The 21,730-nt window shown below is 34.4% G+C and carries 24 protein-coding genes; 22 read left to right on the top strand and 2 right to left on the bottom strand.

What is annotated here, in order from left to right; genetic code table 11:
• Positions 1 to 48: 48 nt before the first annotated feature.
• From AXY43_RS13670 to AXY43_RS13570, 22 genes are all read left to right on the top strand, one after another.
• Positions 49 to 531, top strand: coding sequence for a xanthine dehydrogenase (locus tag AXY43_RS13670; RefSeq protein WP_105411685.1), 483 nt, complete (start codon positions 49 to 51; stop codon positions 529 to 531).
• A 439-nt stretch (positions 532 to 970) separates the two neighbouring features.
• Positions 971 to 1,270: an HNH endonuclease gene (locus tag AXY43_RS13665; RefSeq protein ID WP_105411684.1), complete on the top strand. Its 300-nt coding sequence runs from the start codon at positions 971 to 973 to the stop codon at positions 1,268 to 1,270.
• A 167-nt stretch (positions 1,271 to 1,437) separates the two neighbouring features.
• The gene (locus tag AXY43_RS13660; RefSeq protein ID WP_105411683.1) at positions 1,438 to 1,782 is read left to right on the top strand and encodes a P27 family phage terminase small subunit; all 345 of its coding nucleotides are present in this window, start codon (positions 1,438 to 1,440) and stop codon (positions 1,780 to 1,782) included.
• The gene (locus AXY43_RS13655) at positions 1,779 to 3,497 is read left to right on the top strand and encodes a terminase large subunit (RefSeq protein WP_105411682.1); all 1,719 of its coding nucleotides are present in this window, start codon (positions 1,779 to 1,781) and stop codon (positions 3,495 to 3,497) included. The genes AXY43_RS13660 and AXY43_RS13655 overlap by 4 nt, the downstream gene beginning before the upstream one ends.
• 36 nt (positions 3,498 to 3,533) lie before the next feature.
• Entirely contained in the window at positions 3,534 to 4,688 is a 1,155-nt protein-coding gene (locus AXY43_RS13650) for a phage portal protein (RefSeq protein ID WP_105412509.1), read from the top strand.
• Entirely contained in the window at positions 4,689 to 5,291 is a 603-nt protein-coding gene (locus tag AXY43_RS13645) for an HK97 family phage prohead protease (RefSeq protein WP_105411681.1), read from the top strand. It begins immediately after the preceding gene.
• Positions 5,263 to 6,633, top strand: coding sequence for a phage major capsid protein (locus tag AXY43_RS13640; protein WP_105411680.1), 1,371 nt, complete (start codon positions 5,263 to 5,265; stop codon positions 6,631 to 6,633). The genes AXY43_RS13645 and AXY43_RS13640 overlap by 29 nt, the downstream gene beginning before the upstream one ends.
• A 25-nt stretch (positions 6,634 to 6,658) precedes the next feature.
• Positions 6,659 to 6,928 (top strand): hypothetical protein, encoded by a 270-nt coding sequence (locus tag AXY43_RS13635; protein ID WP_105411679.1) that lies wholly within the window; start codon positions 6,659 to 6,661, stop codon positions 6,926 to 6,928.
• 3 nt (positions 6,929 to 6,931) lie between these two features.
• Entirely contained in the window at positions 6,932 to 7,228 is a 297-nt protein-coding gene (locus AXY43_RS13630; RefSeq protein ID WP_105411678.1) for a phage head closure protein, read from the top strand.
• On the top strand, positions 7,229 to 7,585 hold the full coding sequence (locus tag AXY43_RS13625) for an HK97 gp10 family phage protein (protein ID WP_105411677.1): 357 nt from the start codon (positions 7,229 to 7,231) through the stop codon (positions 7,583 to 7,585).
• Positions 7,582 to 7,914: a hypothetical protein gene (locus AXY43_RS13620; RefSeq protein WP_105411676.1), complete on the top strand. Its 333-nt coding sequence runs from the start codon at positions 7,582 to 7,584 to the stop codon at positions 7,912 to 7,914. Before AXY43_RS13625 ends, AXY43_RS13620 begins: the two co-directional genes overlap by 4 nt.
• Position 7,915: 1 nt before the next feature.
• On the top strand, positions 7,916 to 8,479 hold the full coding sequence (locus tag AXY43_RS13615; RefSeq protein WP_105411675.1) for a major tail protein: 564 nt from the start codon (positions 7,916 to 7,918) through the stop codon (positions 8,477 to 8,479).
• 13 nt (positions 8,480 to 8,492) lie between these two features.
• On the top strand, positions 8,493 to 8,834 hold the full coding sequence (locus AXY43_RS13610; RefSeq protein WP_105411674.1) for a hypothetical protein: 342 nt from the start codon (positions 8,493 to 8,495) through the stop codon (positions 8,832 to 8,834).
• A gap of 219 nt (positions 8,835 to 9,053) precedes the next feature.
• Complete coding sequence (locus AXY43_RS13605; RefSeq protein WP_105411673.1) at positions 9,054 to 11,954, top strand: phage tail tape measure protein; 2,901 nt, start codon at positions 9,054 to 9,056, stop codon at positions 11,952 to 11,954.
• 12 nt (positions 11,955 to 11,966) lie between these two features.
• A complete protein-coding gene (locus AXY43_RS13600; protein ID WP_105411672.1) occupies positions 11,967 to 12,833 on the top strand; it encodes a phage tail family protein in 867 nt (288 codons plus the stop codon).
• A 2-nt stretch (positions 12,834 to 12,835) separates the two neighbouring features.
• A complete protein-coding gene (locus AXY43_RS13595) occupies positions 12,836 to 13,933 on the top strand; it encodes a siphovirus ReqiPepy6 Gp37-like family protein (RefSeq protein ID WP_105411671.1) in 1,098 nt (365 codons plus the stop codon).
• Position 13,934: 1 nt separating this feature from the next.
• Positions 13,935 to 16,508, top strand: coding sequence for a hypothetical protein (locus AXY43_RS13590; RefSeq protein ID WP_105411670.1), 2,574 nt, complete (start codon positions 13,935 to 13,937; stop codon positions 16,506 to 16,508).
• Positions 16,509 to 16,519: 11 nt separating this feature from the next.
• Entirely contained in the window at positions 16,520 to 16,810 is a 291-nt protein-coding gene (locus AXY43_RS13585; protein WP_105411669.1) for a hypothetical protein, read from the top strand.
• The gene (locus AXY43_RS28480; protein ID WP_274597740.1) at positions 16,810 to 16,914 is read left to right on the top strand and encodes a CD1375 family protein; all 105 of its coding nucleotides are present in this window, start codon (positions 16,810 to 16,812) and stop codon (positions 16,912 to 16,914) included. Before AXY43_RS13585 ends, AXY43_RS28480 begins: the two co-directional genes overlap by 1 nt.
• An 81-nt stretch (positions 16,915 to 16,995) precedes the next feature.
• Positions 16,996 to 17,202, top strand: coding sequence for a BhlA/UviB family holin-like peptide (locus AXY43_RS13580; protein ID WP_105411668.1), 207 nt, complete (start codon positions 16,996 to 16,998; stop codon positions 17,200 to 17,202).
• Positions 17,189 to 17,434: a phage holin gene (locus AXY43_RS13575; protein ID WP_243099088.1), complete on the top strand. Its 246-nt coding sequence runs from the start codon at positions 17,189 to 17,191 to the stop codon at positions 17,432 to 17,434. The genes AXY43_RS13580 and AXY43_RS13575 overlap by 14 nt, the downstream gene beginning before the upstream one ends.
• Positions 17,434 to 18,183, top strand: a complete 750-nt coding sequence (locus AXY43_RS13570) for an N-acetylmuramoyl-L-alanine amidase (protein WP_105411667.1) — start codon at positions 17,434 to 17,436, stop codon at positions 18,181 to 18,183. The genes AXY43_RS13575 and AXY43_RS13570 overlap by 1 nt, the downstream gene beginning before the upstream one ends.
• 163 nt (positions 18,184 to 18,346) lie before the next feature.
• Here the strand turns inward: AXY43_RS13570 and AXY43_RS13565 are convergent, their stop codons facing one another.
• Positions 18,347 to 19,495 (bottom strand): restriction endonuclease subunit S, encoded by a 1,149-nt coding sequence (locus AXY43_RS13565; RefSeq protein WP_181246107.1) that lies wholly within the window; start codon positions 19,493 to 19,495, stop codon positions 18,347 to 18,349.
• Positions 19,488 to 21,596: an HsdM family class I SAM-dependent methyltransferase gene (locus AXY43_RS13560; RefSeq protein WP_105411665.1), complete on the bottom strand. Its 2,109-nt coding sequence runs from the start codon at positions 21,594 to 21,596 to the stop codon at positions 19,488 to 19,490. The genes AXY43_RS13565 and AXY43_RS13560 overlap by 8 nt, the downstream gene beginning before the upstream one ends.
• Positions 21,597 to 21,730 lie beyond the last annotated feature (134 nt).

The following is a 21,730-nucleotide window of genomic DNA, read 5'->3' as shown; positions in this document are numbered from 1 at the left end:
AAATGAATTTGTTACCTGATAAACAATAAACAAAGGAGTGATTAAATAATGGATCACCTATTTAAGAAAACGGAAAGAGCATTATATGAATATAAGAATATAGATCTAAGAATCAAAAGCATAGATATTTATATAGATAGATTAAGTAATGATGTTGCAGTTGCTGGGGTATCATATGAAGAAAAGACAGGACCTACCAACGCTTTTAAATCATCAGTTGAAGATGAAGTGATTCGAAGGGATGAACATATAAACGAAGAATTAAACAGGCTGAAGCAATCAAAGCAAGATCTTATTATATTAAAGCAGCTCATAAACAATGGGATCGAATCATTGAAGGAAGAAGAATTAAAGATAGTTGAATTAAGATACTTTCAAAAGGGAAGGAAAAAGACCTGGATAGAGATTGGAATGAGCTTGGGCATGGATAAAGATAATTGCTGCAAAGCTAAGAATAAAATAGTAAATCATTTAGCTGCATACATATATCCCAATGAATCAATTTCACACCAGTTTTTCACCAATATTTAAACAGTTTTTCGCCAATAAGTCACCAATAAGCCAACAGTTTTCCATAAGGAAATGATGTTATTATTGTATTATAGCAAAAGGCAATGAGCTTGGAAGATAGCTCAACATAGCATCTAAGGTGGTATAAGTTTTATTTTCATTTATTATGCACCTCCTTTCAGATATAGAGTTAATAAATTTTTTGGTTTACGGTTTACATTTAAGCCTTAGATGTTTATGTTGGGTTATCACAATTGCTGAATCTAAACAAATGATAAGAGGACTATGAAAAAGAATAGAAAGAACAATTGATAAAACTATTTAAAGTTAGATCTTAACAAAAATATATTGAGGCACAATATATAAACAAAATAATAAGGTATCATCAACTAACTTTATGCAGCAGCATCAATTGATTAAGTAGTATTCACATAGCCATTAAGTAACTTATGAGGATAGAATGAAGCAAGTAAATAAATTTTATAAAGATCCTAAGTGGATGGCCAAGAGAATAAGGATATTAAAGCGTGACGAATATCGGTGCAAAGAATGTTTAAGGTATGGTAGGAGTGTCGCAGCAGCTACAGTACACCACGTAATTCCTTTGGATCAAAGGCCAGATTTAAAATTTAATAGTGATAACTTAATAAGTTTGTGCAACAAGTGCCATGACAAGATGCACGACCGTACAAACAACAAACTAACAAAGTTAGGGGAACAATGGATCAAGAGAATGAAGGCAAAAAATAAATTTCAATGAAGTCCATCAGAAGAAATTATTTTTGTATTAAAATTATTCAATTGCTTTCAGATCGATCAGATTCCCCCCCACTTTGTTTTTTTTTTATTTTATTGAGTAAGGAACCGAGGGAGATAACCTTTTCCAATAGATCGACTACCCAAAAACTTTTTTTAGGAGGTGAGAGGATGCCAGAAAATAAAGCAGCAATGATGGCCCAAGTGGTGGAAGACATGAAAGTTCTAGGAGTATATAAAAAACAATATAGCAGCCTTATAGGCATATATGTTGATCTTAATATTCAATATGAAGTAGCCTTAAAGGAATTTGAAGATAGCGGCTATCAATATGAAACAGAAACCGCAGCTGGCGGGACCAAAAAGTCTGCAATTGTGGCAACGCTTGAATCACTAAGGAAAGATATTCTTGCATATTCTGATAGACTTTGTTTAAATCCAAAAGCCTTGGGATCTGTTACACCTGAAGGAAATAACAAGTCAAAACTTGCAGCGGTACTCCAGGAGCTACAATGATCCAATATACAAATTATGAAATAGTAATGGAATACGCCAGCAGCATTGTTGAGAAAAGAAAAATAGCTTGTAAAGAACAGATTCAAGCTTGTAACAGATTTTTAAATGATTTAAAAAATCCTAAATATGAATTTAATCCAAAAGATGCAGAATTCGTAATCGGAATAATAGAAAAAACCTTTGTTCATGCACAAGGAGAGAAATTGGATGGTACACCTTTAAGGGGTACGCCATTTTTATTAGAGCCATTTCATAAATTCCAGGTGTATAACTTATTAGGTTTTTATCATAAAGGTACTAAGATAAGGCGCTTCAAAGAAGCGTTTATTTTTATACCTAGAAAGAATATTAAGACTTCATTTGCAGCAGCATTGGCGTGGGCCCTGGGCCTACTAGAGCGAAAAAGTGGAAGTAAAGTATATATTACCGCAGCAGCTTTGAAACAATCCCTTGAAAGTTTCAATTTCATTAATTTTAATCTTGAAGCTATGGGAGAAAAGCAAAACTTCAGAGTGATTGACAATAATCAGGAACATTCAATTCAAGGAGATCTTGGGGATGGCGGCATATTTATACAAGCACTTGCAGCAAATCCAGATCGTCAGGACAGTTTGAATTGTAATATTGCCATAGCGGATGAAATACACGCCTATAAAACACCGAAGCAATACAACATCATAAAGGAAGCCATGAAAGCTTATACAAATAAGTTAATGATAGGCATAACGACCGCTGGTGACAATATGAATTCCTTTTGTTATCAGCGGTTAATGTATTGTAAAAAGATCTTGGATGGCACTGTAAAAGATGAAGCTTACTTTGTTTTCATCTGCAAGGCCGATGAAGATGAAACAGGCGAGGTTGATTATACAAATCCGATCCAGCATGAAAAAGCGAATCCAGCATATGGGGTAAGCATCAGGCCAGACGATATTTTGAATGATGCGCTGCAAGCTCAAAATGATCCGCAGCAGCGAAAAGATTTTCTAGCAAAGTCAATGAACATTTATACAAGCGCTATGAAAGCTTATTTCAATTTAGATGAATTTAAAAATTCGGATAATAAGTATGAATGGACCTTAAAACAACTTGCAAAGCTGCCCATCACTTGGTATGGCGGGGCCGATTTATCCAAGTTGCATGATTTAACCGCCACCGCTTTATATGGAGAATACCAGGGCATTGATATTATTATTCCCCACGCCTGGTTCCCAATTGTTGCAGCTCACAAAAAGGCGGATGAAGATGGAATCCCACTTTTTGGCTGGAAGGATGATGGCTGGCTGGATATGTGCAATAATCCAGTTGTTAATTATGCTGATATTGTAAATTGGTTTGTAAAAATGAGAAAGATGGGATTTAAGATAAAACAAGTTGGCCATGATAGAAAGTTTTGTAGAGAGTATTTTGTTGGAATGAAAAAAGCTGGTTTTAATATCATAGATCAGCCGCAGTATTTTTATAAAAAGTCTGAAGGTTTTAGAAGGATCGAAGCAAAGGCAAAGGAAGGAAAATTGTATTATCTTCATGCCGATCCATTTGAGTATTGTTTACAAAATGTAAGAGCAATCGAAAAAACAGATGATATGATCCAGTACGAAAAAGTTATGCCAGAGCAGCGAATTGATGTTTTTGATGCAGCGGTTTTCGCTTGTGTTAGAAAATTAGAAGATATTGAAAAATCAAATTCCGCTTCAACTTGGTTGAAAGGTTAAGGGGGTGAGAGATTGGCAAAGAGTAATAAAAAGAAAATGAATAGGAGATCTGAAGGGGATGCAATAAGTTGGTTTTTATCTAATGATTCAGAATCTTTGAGCGTTCCAGGCTATACAAGATTGTCAGATAATCCAGAGGTACGAATGGCCGCCCACAAGATCGCAGATCTTATTTCTAGTATGACAATTCATTTAATGGAAAATACAGATAATGGGGATATAAGAGTAAAAAATGCTTTATCCAGAAAGATTGATATAAACCCTTATTCATTAATGACACGAAAAACATGGGTGTATAACGTTGTTCATTCAATGTTATTAGCGGGAAATGGAAACAGTGTTGTATATCCAAAGGTTGACAATGGGTTAATATCTGAATTGATTCCTTTGAAGCCTTCAGGCGTTTCTTTTCAGGATACGCCAGCAGCCTATCAGGTACGTTATGGATCTAACATTTACGATTATGATGAAGTATTGCATTTCATTATAAATCCAGATCCAGAAAGGCCATATTTGGGCCAGGGTTACAAGGTTGTATTAAAAGATATTGTTATGAACTTGAAACAAGCTGCAAAGACTAAAAATTCTTTTATGAGTGATAAGTGGAAACCATCACTAATAATTGCAGTTGATGCAATGACAGAAGAATTAGCAAGCGAAGCGGGAAGGGATGCAATATTAAACAAATATATTGACGAAACAGGGGGCGGCAAACCTTGGGTTATTCCAGCCGACTTAGTAAAGATAGATCAAGTCAAACCATTGAGCTTAAATGATCTGGCCTTAAATGATGCAATTCAATTGGATAAAAAAACGGTGGCGGGTATTTTCGGAGTACCAGCCTTTTTTTTGGGCGTAGGTGCGTACAACAAGGAAGAATATAACAACTTCATTAATGTAACGATCCTACCAATGGCCAAGGGGATTGAACAAGAGTTAACAAGGAAACTTTTATATAGCCCAGATCTATATTTTAAATTCAATGCGCGGAGTCTTTATTCATACGATATGAGCGAACTGGCAACGGTTGGCGGTGATATGTATGTTAGAGGTTTAATGCTTGGAAATGAGGTTAGGGATTGGCTAGGAATGTCACCATTAGAAGGCCTTGATGAAAGAGTGATCCTTGAAAACTATATTCCAGCTGGAATGATAGGCGATCAAAAGAAGCTGCAAGGAGGTGATAAGTAATTGAGCAGAATTGAAAGACAAACAAGGAGCATGAGCATAGCACTTGAAACCAGAGATAACGCTGATAGTAATGAAATGTATATTGAAGGTTATTTCATTGTTTTTAATCAGCCAACAGAGTTGTGGCTGGGAGCATATGAAGAAATAGCACCAACCGCACTTAATAACACTTTGTCAAATGATATAAGAGCTTTGATAAACCATGATACGCGCCTTGTATTAGGCCGAAACAAGTCAGGTACTTTGGAATTAAAAGTAGATTCGAGGGGCCTATGGGGAAGGATCAAGATTAATACAAACGATTCTGAAGCGGTCAATGTGTATGAGCGTGTGAAGCGTGGTGATGTAAGTCAATGCAGCTTTGGTTTTAATATCATATCTGAAGAAACCGAGTGGCGGGATGATGGGAGTGTCAAATGGACCATTACTGAAGTGGATCTCCATGAAGTTAGTGTTGTTACATTTCCAGCCTATGAAGAAACAGGGGTACAAGCTAGGCAAAAGAGCGTTGAAGCTTATAGGGAAAAACAGATTCTACAAAAGAAAAATAATTTAAAGGTGAGGTTGAAAAATTATGGCATTAAAGAAGCTAATAACAGCTAAAAAGATAGAACAAAGGAAAGCTAGTCTAGCTGAATTGCAGCAAAGAGAAGCAGTATTAAACACAAGAGCCGCAGAGCTTGAAGCAGCAGTTGAAGAAGCTAAAACAGATGAAGAAATTGCGCTGGTTGAAGAAAATATATCTCAATTAGATACAGATAAAGCGAGTCTTGAAGGTGAAAAAACAACTTTGGAAACTGAAATTGCAGATCTTGAAGGGGAGCTTGAAAAGCTAAATGCAAAAGATCCAGTAAATGATCCAGCACCAGCAGCAGATCCAACACCAGCAGCAATTGAAAGAAATAAAAACCTAGGGGGAGAACAAAGGATGCAATCAAAGAGAATGAACACAAGAAGCCAAATAGTGGACAGATTAAACAGGGAAGAAGTTAGAAGCTTTTACGCTAACTTAAAAGAAGCAGTTGAAAAAAGAAGCATATCTGGCCTGGATCTTACAATACCACAAATAATAATGGATACTTTAACTTATGATATGGGCAGATATTCAGTATTATATGATCTTGTTAGAGTTGCTAAATTAACTGGTAAGGGTAGAGCAATCATAGTTGGGGAAGCTCCGCAAGCAGTATGGACAGAAATGCAAGGAAGAATAAACGAATTGAGCTGCCTTTTCACAGATGTTGAAGTTGATGGGTACAAAGTAGGCGGGTTTATACCATTAGATAACTCTTATATAGAGGATTCAATGGTAAATTTAGCAATGCACGTTGAAGATTGTTTAAAAGAATCAATTGCAATTGCATTAGATAAAGCAATTATATATGGAAAAGGAAACAAAATGCCTATGGGTATAATTCCAGCTATCAACGCAAATACAGATTTGAAAGCTAAAAATATTATAACTTTATCAGCTGCAAATACAAAATTTGATAAGATAATTGAAGCTATGAAAAACATAAAAAGAGGTAGAAGGGGCAGAGGTCCAATAACAGTTATAATGAATGAATCAACATGGTTAGGAACAATCGTGCCTATGTCTTTAACTACCAATAATAGTGGTACTTTTGTTACTGCAAGCAATCAAGCGTTCCCAGGTGTTGGATACAAAGTTGAGTTCAGCGAAGAAATGCCAGATAATAATATTTTAGTTGGAGACTTCACAAAATATCTATTAGCTGAAAGATCAGATGTAAAGGGTGCAAGTTCATCAGAATTCCTTTTTACAGATGATAAGACAGTTTTCAAAGCTACTGCCAGATATGATGGAAAGCCAGTAAGAGAAGCAGCATTTGTATTGATTGGACTAGGCGGAGTTACGCCAGATGTTTCAGCATCATTTGCATTGGACAAGGCTAATGAAGAAGCAACACAGCCACAAGGATAATTTAAACTTTAAGGAGGTCTAATGGATGAACATTGAATTGATCCTCCAATTGGTAAAAGAAGAATTGGGCATTATGTCCAGTATTAGAGATAATTATATTACTGCAATTATAAAAGGAATAACAAAAGAGTTAGAAGATGAAAAAGGTTTGATTTTGGAATATGAGAACTTTTATCATCTTTTATTTATTGTTGATTATGTTGCGTGGTCCTACAGAAATAAGGATCATGCAGCCATGCCAAGGCATTTGCAATATAGATTACACAATTTAATTATTCATGTTGGAAGGGGTTAGACCATGGCGTATGATTATGGATTAACTTTGATTAAGTATACTTTCAAAACAGATAAATTAATGAATCAGATCCCTGAAGAAGTAAAAACGGATCTGTATTGTGATCTAAAAAGCGTTGGAAGAAATGAATATTATAATGCAGCAAGTCAGGGCCTAAAGCCAGAGATCATATTTGTAATTCATAAGTATGAATACAATGGAGAAAGGGAAATTCTATTTGAAAAAAATAAGTATAAAGTAATCCGTACTTATTCAACGAATTTTGAAGAAATAGAATTAACGTGTGAAAAGGTGAATTAAATGTCTAAGATAGAAGGATTAGCCAAAGAAATTGCAGCAGCATTAGAAGCATATTCAAGCGAAGTAGCTGAAGGGTTAGAAGTAGCCAAGCAGCAAGCCGCAAATAATGCAGCAAAGATCCTGAAGGTTACAAGTCCAAAAAATACAGGAGCTTATGCCAAAGGGTGGACAGTTTCAAAAGAAGACACGAGATTAATTGTTCATAATAGAACAAATTATCAATTAACCCATCTACTAGAAAAAGGCCATGCCAAAGTAAATGGGGGTAGAGTTGCGGCGAAGGTTCACATCAAACCAGCCGAAGATCAAGCAGTTGAAGAATATATAAGCGGAGTGGAAAGGATGATTCGTAAATGATAATAGATGAGCTTGTGGACATATTAAATGAAACTGGCTATCCAGTTTTTTATTCTCATTTTAATGTTACAGACGATAACCCAGCACCACAGCCGCCATTTATGACATACATTTATGGCCCTTCAGCTCATATGTATGCAGATAATAAAGTCTATATAAAAATATATAATATTCAAATTGAATTATATACAAAGATCAAAGATCTTCAGGAAGAAAAAAAGCTTGAAGATCTTTTTGATTCCAATGAAATTCCTTATTCGTCTGAAGGTGAGGTTTTTATTGAAACAGAGAACATTTATCAAAAAATATACGAAGTGAGGTTAACATAATATGGATAACAAAGTTACTTATGGATTAACAAATGTACATTATGCAACTTTTTCGGTTGTTAATGGGGTTATAACTTATGACACGCCAATTGCATTGGAAGGTGGAATTGAATTGGCCCTAGATCCTAGGGGAGATATGACAGAATTTTATGCGGATAACGTTTTATATTATTCTGCATCAAACAATCAGGGGTACGATGGGACCTTAACCATTGCAAATATTCCAGAACAATTTTTAATTGATGCACTTGGGGAAGTTAAAGATGAAAAGGATGGGGTTCTAACAGAAAAATCAAATTTAGTGGGCAAGCCTTTTGCATTATTATTCGAGTTTGATGGTGATATAAAGGCAACAAGGCACGTTCTATATAATTGTACTGCATCAAGGCCAAAAGTTGGATCTAACACAAAGACAGATAAAGCAGATCCAAACACAAGTGAGTTAACTTTTGTTGCAGCTCCAAGAGCAACAGATCTTGCAGTTAAAACAAAGACAACTACAATGACACCAGCGGAGATCTACAATGGCTGGTATTCAAAAGTATATGAAAAAGATGCAGCTTAAAGGGGTGTAGTAATTGGAAACAACAATAACAATTGATAATAAAGAAGTTAAATTTAAATCGACCGCAGCAACGCCATTAAGATTTAAGGCGCAATTTCATAAAGATTATTTTGCAGAAATAATTAAATTGAATAGATTAAATAAATTTAAAGATGCGGCAGATAACTTTGAAATGTTGGAAAATGCAGATTTTGAAATATTTTATAACATCATATGGGTATTAGCAAAGACCGCTAATAATTCAATTCCAGATCCTATCACTTGGCTGGATGGTTTTGACGAATTTCCATTATTTCAAATAATACCACAGATACAGGACCTAATTGCTTCAAGTATTCAGAGTAAAAAAAAATAGAAAATGACAATTCAGCAGATGATTCGGTTTTAACAACTGAATCATTTGTTATTTTATGCAGAAAATGCGATCTCCAGCGTGAAGATCTTGAAATTATGACCATTGGTATGTGCTTTGACTACATTGAAGAATTTATTGAAATGACAAACCCAAGCAAAAGCAAGTCAAGAGCAGCAAGCCAGACCGACTTTGATAATTTTTAGAAAGTGAGGTGAGAAGATGGCAGATAGCAGAATTAAAGGAATTACTATTGAACTGGATGGGGAAACGACAGGACTCCAAAAATCTTTATCAGGCATTACAAAACAAAGTATTGATATTCAAAAAGAGCTAAAAGATGTTGAAAGGTTATTAAAATTCGATCCTGGAAACACAGCAGCATTGGCCCAAAAGCAAGAATTATTGGCCAAGCAAATAGAAAATACAAGTCAAAAATTGAAAGCTTTGAAAGAAGCTGAAAGCCAAGTCGAAGCACAATTTGCTAAAGGGGACATAGGCGAAGCACAATACAGAGCATTCCAAAGAGAAATAGAGTTCACAGAAACGTCATTAAATAAGTTTAAAGCATCTTACAAGGATGCTATGAACCCGCCTTCAGGTGGTGATTTAAAAAAGCCTATCAAGGAGCTGGAAGAAGAAGTTGAAAAAAGCAAAGGTTTATTCGCTAACATGGGTGAATATATCAAGCGCGGTTTTGGAATGGCCATTGGTGGGGATATATGGGACAAGCTAAAAGAAGGTATAAGCGGAGTCATAACATTTGGTGGAGATTGGCAAAGGTCCTTAAATGGGTTACAAGCTCAAACAGGCGCGACCAATGAAGAAATGGCAAAATTTAATGACCAGATCGAAGCAGTTTATAACAATAATTTTGGCGAAAGTATTGAAGATGCAGCACAAAGCTTTTCAAGTGTAAGACAGTATATGCAAGGCACTGGAGAGGATCTGCAAGGGGTAACACAAAACGCCATTGCTTTTAGAGATACGTTTGGGGTTGAAGTCCCTGAAAGTATGCGTTCTGTTCAGGCATTAATGAAGCAATTTGGGATCACATCTGAAGAAGCTTTTAATTTATTAGCACAAGGGCAGCAAGAGAATTTAAATTATAGTGATGAATTGCTTGACAGTGTAAATGAATATTCGGTCCAATTTGGAAAACTTGGGTTAAATGCTAACGATATGTTTGATATTTTTGAAGCTGGAGCGCAAAATGGGGCATTCAATTTAGACAAAGTAGGGGATGCAGTAAAAGAATTATCAATCAGAGTCATTGATGGATCTGATACCACAGCGGATGGATTCAGTAAACTTGGCCTTAATGCAGATGAAATGGCCAAAAAATTTGGAGCTGGGGGAGAAACTGCCAGAGCAGCATTTTTCCAGATCATTGAAGGTCTTAGGAAAATGGATGATCCAGTCAAACAAAGTGCCGCTGGGGTTGATCTTTTTGGAACTCAATGGGAGGATCTAGGGCCAAAAGTAATTACAAACCTTGATAGTATGCAAACTATGTTTGATAAAACAGCTGATTCAATGGATCAAATTAACCAGGTGAAATATAATACACCTATCGAAGCGCTGCAAGGACTAGGCAGACAGATAGAAACAAGTATATTGTTGCCTATCTCAAAGGAGCTTATGCCAAGCTTGAATGATGCAGCAGATCAAATGAACACCGCTTTTTCAGAGTCAGGCATTGAAGCTGGGATAGAATCATTATCACAAGGATTAGGGGAATTAATAAAAAACATAGCTGATATGGCCACAAATGTATTACCAGCATTATTGGATGGTTTGGGTTGGATAATGGATAATTCTAGTTTAATCGCCGCTGGAATCGTTGGTATAGGAACAGCTATGCAAGTTTTCGCAATGACGAGCGTTATTAATGATCTGGTGCTGGGATTCCAGAGCGCAAAAGAAGCTGAAGAAGCTTTGACAGTTACTCAATACCTTTTAAATACTGCAATGAGTGCAAATGTTATAGGCTTAATAGTTGCGGCAATAGTTGGATTAGTTGCAGCTATAGTTTACTTATGGAATACAAATGAAGGTTTTAGAAATGCAATAATTGGAGCATGGGAGGCAATAAGCACCACTGCAATTTCTGTATTTAATGGGATAATAACTTTCTTTACAGACACAATTCCAACCGCTTTTAGTGGATTTGCTTTGTTCTTTACAACTACAGTACCGCAGACTTTTCAGGAGGGATGGACCAAAGTAACTGACTTTTTCACAAAAAGTATACCAGCTTGGTTAGATTCCATGGGGCAATGGTTCGCCCAATTGCCACATAAGATAGCTTATGGATTGGGTGAAGCGGTAGGAGCTATCTTTAAATGGGGATCAGATGTAATTAATTATTTAACTATAAATGTACCTCAATGGATCGATTCAGTTGGCCAATGGTTTAGCGCACTACCTGGAAATATAATGACATGGTTAACTAATACGATCACTAATATTGAAACATGGGGAAGTAATATGCTAAGCGAAGCGACAGCAGCCGCAAGCAATACATATAATTCGGTTATTAATTGGTTTACTCAATTACCTGGCAGCGTTGAAACTTGGTTAACTAATACAGTTAGTAACGTTGCTACATGGGGAAGTAATATGCTTACAGAAGCTACCCAAGGGGCGCAAAATACTTTCAATGGAATAGTTGATACCTTTGAAAACTTGCCAGAAAGAATGCTTGACATTGGTAAAAATATCGTTGATGGCCTTAGAGATGGAATTAAAACCGCCTGGGATGATATGAGCGGATGGATGGGCGGCCTTGTTGATGATTTTGTGGCGGGTATTAAACATTCATTAGATATTCATTCACCATCAAGGGTTATGAAACAAATAGGGATATACACTGGTCAAGGGTTTGAAATTGGTATTGCATCAACGGTTGGAAATATTGCTAAACAAGCAAAGGCACTAGCAGCAGCAGCGATCCCAGCAGTTGATTCAGGAAGTGCAAATTTCGCAATATCAGGCAGCAGCCAAGCGGCCAGCAGCGGAATTAGTCAAGTTGTAAATATCTATAGTCCATCAGCATTGAGTCCAGCCGAAACCGCAAAGCAAAATAAAAGAGCGTTGCAAGAATTAGCATTTGGATTGTAAGGAGGAAAAGAAGTGAAAAAATTAACTTATGTTAACAAATTAGGCCAAACAATTGATTTTAATGAATTTGCACCGCTTTTGCTGCTTGGTTTTTCGGAAAAAGGGAAAGTAAATATTTATACTAATAAAGGCATGAATCAGGATGGATCAACTTACTTAGGCAATACGATTGAATCAAATGATAAGACAATTGAAATTGCAATAATTGCTAATAATGAAACGGATCTAATAGATTATAGAAATAAGATCAATAAAGTATTTAATCCGCGATTAGGTGAAGGCTATTTGATCTATAAAGATCCAGTAAAAGAAGTTAAAACTAAATGTATAATTGATTCACTTCCATACTTCACAAGTGTTAATGGCGTAGTTAATAAATGTCTTATAAGCTGCACCGCTAGTAATCCTTTTTGGATGAATATAGCAGAATCACAAGCTGAAATTGCCTTATGGAAAGGTGATTTTAGTTTTGATTTTGAAATACCAGATGAAACAGGGGTTGAAATAGGCCACAGAGAGCCTTCATTGATCGTTGATGTGTTTAATGATGGTGATGTTGATTGTGGCATTAGGGCCGAGTTTAGAGCGCTGGCAACGGTTGTAAATCCATCAATATTGAATGTTAATACACAAGAATTTATAAAGATCAATAGGACCATGCAAGCAGGCGAAGTTATTGTTTTAAACACTAGCTTTGGCAACAAAAAACTTGAAAGTGTTATAAATGGAGTTCCTACAAACATATTTAATTATATTGATTTTCAAAGCACTTTTTTACAATTGGCTACAGGTGATAATTTATTTAGGTATGATGCAGACCAGTTTATTGATAGCTTAGAAGTTACAATATATTACACGCCACAATATTTGGGGGTGTAAGTATGGAATTACTTATATTTGATAGGAATTTAACCTTTAAAGGTATAGTTGAAGGTTTTATATCATTTAGATATGTTAGAAAATATTTTGAAGCTGGAGAGTTTGAGCTGCATTGTGGCCTAACGCCTGAAATTCTTTCGTTGTTGAAAAGGGAAAATATTATATATATTAAAGGAGATCCAGAAGCAGCGTACATTGAATATGTGAACTTAAAGCAAGATGAAGAAGGCAAAGAGATCATTATTGCAAAAGGTTATTTTTTAACAGGCTATTTGAATAGGCGAATCATTTGGGGTACTGAAATAATAAACGATACAACAGAAAATGCCATGCGGCAGCTAGTAAATCATAATTGCATAAATCCAGCAGATCTATCAAGAATAATAAATAATTTAACACTTGGCAGCCTGAAGGGATTCAATGAATCGGTTAATTATCAAGTATCATATTCAAACTTGGCTGAAGAAATTAAGAGTCTAAGTAATATATCTAATTTAGGTCATAGGATCAAATTTGATCCAGTTAATAAAGATTTGATCTTTGAGGTATACAAGGGCCAAGATCGAAGCATAAGCCAGAATATAAACCCAAGGATTATATTTAGCAAGGAGTTTGAAAATGTGCTAAGCCAAGAGTTTACAGATAGCTTGAACAACTATAAGAATTTAGTTCTAATTGGTGGGATCGGTGAAGGCCCTGAAAGGAAACTTGCTACCGTTGGAAATGCAGCTGGCCTGGATAGGTTTGAAATATTTGCAGATCAAAAGAGCTTAACCAATGTTGATAAAGATAACAATGTTTTGAGTGAACAGGCATACAATGATTTATTAATCGAAAAGGGTAATGAAGCGCTTGCAGCCACAAAAGAGGTGTTAACTTTTGATAGCACTATTAATGTTAATTCAAATTTGGCATATAAAAAAGATTTTGAGCTTGGCGATATTGTCACGTGTGTTTCTAAAAGGTGGAATTTAGTTATAAACGCAAGGATCACAGAAATTGAAGAAGTATACGAACAGAATGGACAAACTATTAATATAATTTTTGGCAATAATGTACCAACATTAATTGATAAACTAAAGCAGAAAATGAGGGGATAAGATGGCAGAAAAAAGTGGATTTTTTAACAGTATAAATGGAGATCGTAAGTATAAAGCAGATTTTTTCGCGGAGTATTTTTCAAGTTTTATAAGCAATGGAGTTTTCCCAAACCCTAGTACAAACTTACAAACATTATCAAATAGTGATATGAGTATAACCATAAAGGCTGGTAAGGCATGGATCAAAGGCTATTATTATAATAATGATGCTGATTTGGCCCTAAATATTGATAATGCGGATGGAATATTAAATAGAATTGATAGAGTGGTTTTAAGATTTGATGTTATAACTAGAGCTATCAATGCAAAGGTGAAAAAAGGTACTTTTGCTACTACGCCAGCAGCTCCAGAGCTACAGAGAGATGCGAATGCCTATGAATTGGGAATAGCTGATATTTATGTTGGAAAAGGTGTTTTAAGCATAAGCCAACCCAATATAACAGATCTTAGACTTGATAATTCAAAATGTGGGATAGTTCATGGAACTATAGACCAAGTAGACACAACAACATTATTCAATCAATATCAAACCTGGTTAACACAAAAGAAAAGCCAATATGACACAGATCTTTCTACTTGGACAACTCAAAAGAAAACAGATTTTCAAGCTTGGTATGATTCTACTAAATCAACAGAACAATCACAAATAGACTCTATGGAGACTCAATTCGCAAATGATTTTAACTCATGGTTTTCAGGAATAAAAAATACTTTAAATGGCGATATCGCTGGAAACTTAACAAATAGGGTTGATGGTATACAAGTCTTACAGATGGCCCAGGGATCTTCAAACGCAATAATATTAAATGGCGTGGATCTTATTGATGGAAGTTCAAAGAGTTTCAGAGTCGCTTATAATAACAACGGTACAAGCACACTTGTTAATGGAAGGCCATTGTATAAACCAAACACAACAACGCCAGTAAATTTGATAAAGGGTAAGGCGGTTACAATTTGGTATGATCTGGCGGGTGATTGTTTTTTTATCAAGGCTAGTGCCGAAGGGAACACCATTGCAGCTCATGTACTAGCAAATGAAACTTTTAGCAATGATAATGATACAGGCATTATTGGAACTATGCTGAATCAGCCAGCTTCAGTAAGCGCGGTAAGTGTTGGAGTTAGTACGTTCTACCCTAACAATAGATATTTTAGATTCCCACCAGGGGCGTATATAACAAGCACAACAAGCGGGTATCCAGAAATAGTGGCCACAGCTGCTCAAATTGATTCTAATATCATTTCAAATAATATAAAATCTGGCGTTAAAATAGTGGGTGTTTCAGGAAGTCCAACCGTTATTGATAGCGCAGACGCAACCGCAGCGGCGGGGCATATTTTGAATGGATATAGTGCCTATACTAAAGGGGTAAAAGTGGCGGGGAATATCCCTTCCAAAGCGGCCGCAACAATAATACCTGGAACAACGGATCAGACGATCCCAGCCAATATATATACAGCTGGGCCACAAATAATCAAAGGCGATCCCAATTTATTAAGCCAATATATTGTAGCTGGAAAAAATATATTTGGGGTTGATGGATCTGCAACAGTTGAAAGCTTGGGCGGATCTTATACCTCATTTTATAGATCAACAACGAATTATCAATATGCTGCCCCTTGTGTTGCAATAGACAATGATGGTTGCTCATATTTATTGGTTTGCAATAGTAACTATAGTACAATTGATTTAATAAAATTTGATGCTAAATTAAATGTAGTAACAAAAGTGTCATGGACTAGGCCATCAGACATAAGCGCACCATTTATAAGGTTTGATAGATGGACTAACTTATTATGGGTGAATATTGCCAATGGTGGCGGGGCGAATTCAGGCTGGTATGATACTAATTTAAATTTCGTAAGTTGGACATACAGATCAAATAGGTGCTTGGCCCATTATCCAACAAGTTATAGTTACGTGCTTGATGATAGCAACGGAGACATCTACAAAGTATCAAGGTCTAGCCATGATGCCATTATACAGAGGTTTGATATAAACGGAAATTTAGTTTATTCTTCAACGATCTTAAATGTTTTCCAATCCACTTCAGGGGGAAGTCTTATTACTTCAATAGGACTATCCAAGAATTATATTTGGATAGTAGACAGCTATAACAACGGTACTACATCTTATACAAAAGCCAATAAATCAGATGGATCGAACGTTATTAAAGTTAGTCTTAATTCTATATATCAAGCGGGATTCATAGGGAATGGAACAACTGACTACGTTTTTAAACCATTTAGATCAAGCACAAGTTCTTCAAGTTCCTACGGTGGGTATATATTAAAAGAATCTGGGGCGCAAATGTCGATAGGTTACGCATACAACGCTGGATTCAGCCCAGCGGGGCGATCAGTTATAGTATTAGGGACAAGCGATGGAAGTGGATCAAGCGCGACCGGAACTGGCGTTACCGTATTGGACGGTGATGTTACCTCAATCCCACAATCATATCCATTTGGCGGTCTATACGCTGAAAGTAATGGATTCGTTGGGGCCGCTGGAAATGCAAATAATGAATTTGTAATGCTTGCAAATGCAAAAAATCTATTAAAATTTAAGGTTTAGGAGGATATAAAATGATATTTATCAGAACTAATGAAAAAAATGAGGTTACATTTATTAGATACAATTTTAGTTATGATCTTAATGAATTTGATGTAAATGAAGGCTATGTATTAGATAAAAATGAGCCTGGAATGGTTGAAGTTGAGGGGAAACAAGCAATATTGGTATATGATAAAGAACACAATGAGTTATATTATAAATATATTGATATAACAAAAGAAGTTGATCCAGTTGAACAAAGATTGAATGATTTAGAAGCCGCGCTTGTAGAGATCGCAGCAATGTTAGGAGGTACAAAATAATGGTTGTTATATATGTTAGAAGAATAAAAGAAGGTATAATGACGATCGAAGAAGTGCCGCCATTATGGAGAGATAGAGTGGCAGCAATTTTAGCAGCTCAATAATAAATGCCATGGCCAAAATAAATGACTTTTGATAAGTCTTTTTTTTATGGCCTTTTTTAATGTTGAATGAGTAGGTGTGTTATGGATGAGTTAATCAATGTGGCCCTAAAACAGGGCCTAGGGTATGGAATGTTTGCGTGTTTACTGGTTTATGTATTAAGGACCACAGGAGAAAGAGAAGCAAGGTATCAAAATTTATTAGATACTTTGGCAGAAAAATTCAATTTAGTTGAACATATTCAGGAAGATGTAAGAGAGATCAAAAGCAAAATAAATGAAAAGAGGTAGAAAAGATATGAATAAAATTGATTTAAAGGCAAGATTAAAAAATAAGAGTTTTTGGGTGTATATTGCAAGTGCAATTGTACTTTTAAGCCAACAATTAGGGTTTAAAATATTCCCTGATAATTGGAACGATATAGTAAACACAGTGCTTGGAGTTCTTACAATGTTAGGAATTGTTGTGGACAATAGCACAACAGGAATGAGCGATAGTGTAACAAAGGAGGAATTGCAATAATGAAAATAGGATTAAGAGGCGGCCATAGCTCCAATTGTATTGGGGCGGTTGGAATCGTTAATGAATACGAACAAATGCAGCAATATTTTAAATATGTTAGGGATCTATTAATACAATATGGTCATACTGTTATAGATTGTAATAGCAATGGCAGCAACGCAAACGCTGAATTATCTGAAGGAGCAGCCGCAGCAAATGCAGCAAATGTTGACTTATTTGTGAGCCTTCACATGAATGCTTTTAATGGATCAGGCCATGGGGTTGAAGCGCTTGTTTCATCAGAATCAAGCAAGGCCCTTCCATATGCTCAAAGGCTATGCAATAACTTTGGATCTTTGGGATTCACTAACAGGGGCGTAAAATATGTTAAAGACTATGAAATGAACCATATTGCAGCTGGCAACATAATATTTGAAATATGCTTTTGTGATAGCGAAACAGACATGGCCATCTATAGGGGTTGTAGCTGGCAGCTTTTGGCGCATAGGTTTTGCAATGCAATTGATTCAAATATACCAGCAGCCGCAGCGGCAAGCAAAGGCTATGTAGTTACAACCTATTTACCGCCGGATTCAGAGAATTATGATGGGGTTAATATAAATAAAGTCTTAGAGTATTTCAAAGGGGTTACGTGCTACGTGAGGGGCGATAGTAAGGGCATATGGATAGAAACGCAACACTTAACTTTGAGTAAGTGCAATGAATTAAAAGGTATGTTGGGTTCTTGGTTCTATGAAATAAAAAAATAGGGAAATAATAGACTAGTAACAACTTAGTTTTTAATTGTATACTGGAAGTTTTAAGATTGTGCTATAATAAGGACTCGATAGAAATTATAATATAATAAAAAATAAATTAGCCTATATCTTTATTTATTATGAAAAATAAGATATAGGCTTTGTATATTTTGTATTACATTTCTATAGTAATTTTTAATGTTTCATCAATTTGTTTACATAAGGCATTTTTGATAGTTTCGGCTTTCTTATATTTATTAGCAATAAGTTTTTGCGTTTCTAAATCAAATTTTCCATCTTCTTTTACCGGAATAGGAATAAACAAGTCTTGGATTATATTTTTACCTATTTTTGAAAACTCATTTTCTCCATTAGGGCCTTTTCGGCCTCTTGTATTCATTCTAAAGATAGGTTGCAAAATATACTTAAGATAATTTTCATCTATGTAATCTTTATATGTATTAACAATAATTAGAGGTTTAACTTTTTCTGATAAACTAAATTTACCTTTCCTATAAAATACATATCCCGCTGTACCATCAATATTATAAGTGAGGCAGTCCTCAAAATATCTGACTTTAGTAATTATTTTTTTCCCATTCTTTGTTTCAACTATTTCTGCATTATCTTTAACATATCCATAACTAACTTCTTCTTCAAATTTTGAAGCACCATAAACAGGTATATTACCCGGATTAGATTTAATAAAAGTTTTGGTGAATTTAGAACCATTACTTGTTTGTGATAAATCAAAAATTTCTCCTAAATTTATTTCTTTGTATGGATAAATGGATAAATCAATATCAATTGAGCTATTCAGTAATCTTTGTTTATCGTCTAAAAGCAACTTCTTATTATCTTCAAGTTTTTTATATTTTTCAGCTATATTTTGTTGATATTCAAAATCAAATGTTCCATCTTCATTTATTGGAATAGATATTTCAACATCCTTAGCAACTTTCCAATGTCTTGAATATCCCAAGTTAGGTATTTTATTTCGCCATTGATACTTAATATATTCAAGACATAGTTTCCTGGAAGAATGTTTTAGATCCAAAACTTTTACATTATCCATTACCGAAAAGTTAGTATATACAACATTTACGGCTCTGGTATGATCTCCAAAAACAATTAACGGCTTATCGGCACTAGCATGAAAAGTAGCAGTATTATAGTAACCTATTATACCATTATTTTTAGTTTCAGCTGAATATACAGGAATGTCTCCATCTGTAATGAGTTCCTCATATTTTAACTTTTTAACAATAGGAACAGTTTTTAATAATTCATTTATTTTTATGTCTTTAAATTTAATATCAGACATTCTTAAGCACCTCTTTATATGCATTGAGATCATTTATAACTTTATCTATAAAATCAGATAACTCATTAGGGGTCATTGTTTGTTCTTCTTCTTTTATTCCTAATGCTACTTTTTCTTCATCAGTCCAATTATCATCAATAGTCCAATGTTTAGAAAGATTATTTATAAACCAATCAATATCTAATATTTTTAACCTTGGGTTAGAGAATTTACCTTGTTCTAGTCTGCTTTTGTAAGCTTCTTTATTACCTTTAAAATTATGATATTCATAAGCTGCATCTGCTAAATCATTATCATTCGGAGTTTCTGTTCTATAAACATCTAAAGTCTCCCCTATTGTAGAACATAGATAAGTATAAATTGGTTCTGTTTGTTTTGCCTTTGTCTCTTCAATCTTTTTTGTTAAACAAAGTATATATGTTTTTTTATTTGTTGAAAAAAATGTGTTTAATGGTAAAGAGATAACGCCATTAATAATGCATTCATCAAGAATAAATTGTCTCAGCCCTTTATCTTGAGATCTATACATAAATCCTTCAGGAACAATAATAAATGCGTCTCCATTATCATTCAGACTTCTAATTATCCACTCAACAAACAATCCTTCTAAACCAGTACCATTTTTATTATAATATGTTTCTAAAGTTGCATTTCCTTCAATTTCTTTTTTAAAAACATCTGTTCCACCAACATATGGAGGATTAGAAAGAATTAAATCATATTTTTGTTTTTTTGTTGGAATATAGTCTAAAGTTCCAAGAACAGACGTCCTTAAATGAAATGTATCATTAAATAACTTTGAAAATTGATCCGTTAATGAGGGATTATCTTTTATTAAGTCTGAAAAATATATCATCATATTAGCTTTAGCTAATATGATAGTTCTTTCACTTTCTTTTGTAAATCCTTTATCAAATCCCTCTATTGTTATATTTCTTATTAAATTTCCATCTTCTATTTTGTAAAATTTATTTATATTTCTTGAAACAGCATCTAAAATAAATTTTCCAACCCCACATGCAGGGTCGCAAATTCTCATACCTGGTTTAACATCAGCCATATTTACGATTTGCTGAACAACCTTTAACGGAGTAAAATATTGTCCCATACCACCTTTTTGACTATCTTTTTTAAAGAAGATTTCAAAGATCTTAGATTTAAAATCTTTGTCAATATTTCTCAAGTCTACATCTTTAAACATTTCTAAGATGTTTTTAAATATTTTCCCATAACCAGTAATGCCATCTGCAGTATCCTCATTGACAAAAATAGTTCCATTAATAATGGTAGTCATATCTTTTTCATCTTCAGGGAAAAGTTGTTTGATTTCTCGTCTGATATTTTTAGCATATTTTGATAATAATACATCTTCATTAGATACATTTTCTTTTTTTTCTAGTTGACTTCTATGATCAATTTTATACTTTTTCATAAATTCTGAATAAGAATTTTCATGTGATAATAACCCTAAATCGCTTAGGTATTTAAAAATGAATAATTCAACAAATGTATAAAGACAATTTTCTGGTGTTGCAAATGTAGCTTTATATATTTCATTCCAAATTGATAATGCCAAAGGAGTAGGGTCTATGTTGTCAATGTTAGTAATATATCTACAAGTTTCTGTTATGGTATTGTCAAGAATTTCTATTAACTTTTCCATTTTTGGAGTATTGCATGATGTAATGCCAAATGGTTCTTTTAATTCAGTTCCATCAATATTTAAAATTGGCTCTCCTGTAAAAACACTATACCATTCACTGTTGATACTATCTGTACTTATTACAAATTTAGCGCCTAAATCAGTAGCAACTTCAAGAGCCTGTTTTGTTGCGTTTGCTTTTAATCTAGGTGTTTTATATTTTGATAGACTTTTGTTTTCAATAACGGCTATGACTCGTTTGGTATCATCAACAATTAGACCATCGGGTTTTCTATCCTCATTTTCATAATCTTTGTCTGGAATTAATTTACTTGCTTTTAGACTTCCGATAAATGTATCACCTATATTGTAATACGTATATTTACCAATTCTGTTTGGATTATCTATAATTCCTCTTTGTAATAATTCTTCTGAAACATTATAGCGTTTATTAGCCATTCCACTTAACCCCCTAGTATTTAGATTTATCTATTAGTTTATATCTAAATTTTGCATTTTATCTCATATAATATGGATCGCTTCTTACATTAATGATAAATAATAAATAGTATTAATATTGTACCTTTAAAAGT

This window comes from Clostridium sp. MF28 (genome assembly GCF_002969175.1).
Taxonomy (GTDB): Bacteria; Bacillota; Clostridia; order Clostridiales; family Clostridiaceae; genus Clostridium; species Clostridium beijerinckii.
This window is presented reverse-complemented; position numbering and strand designations above follow the sequence as displayed.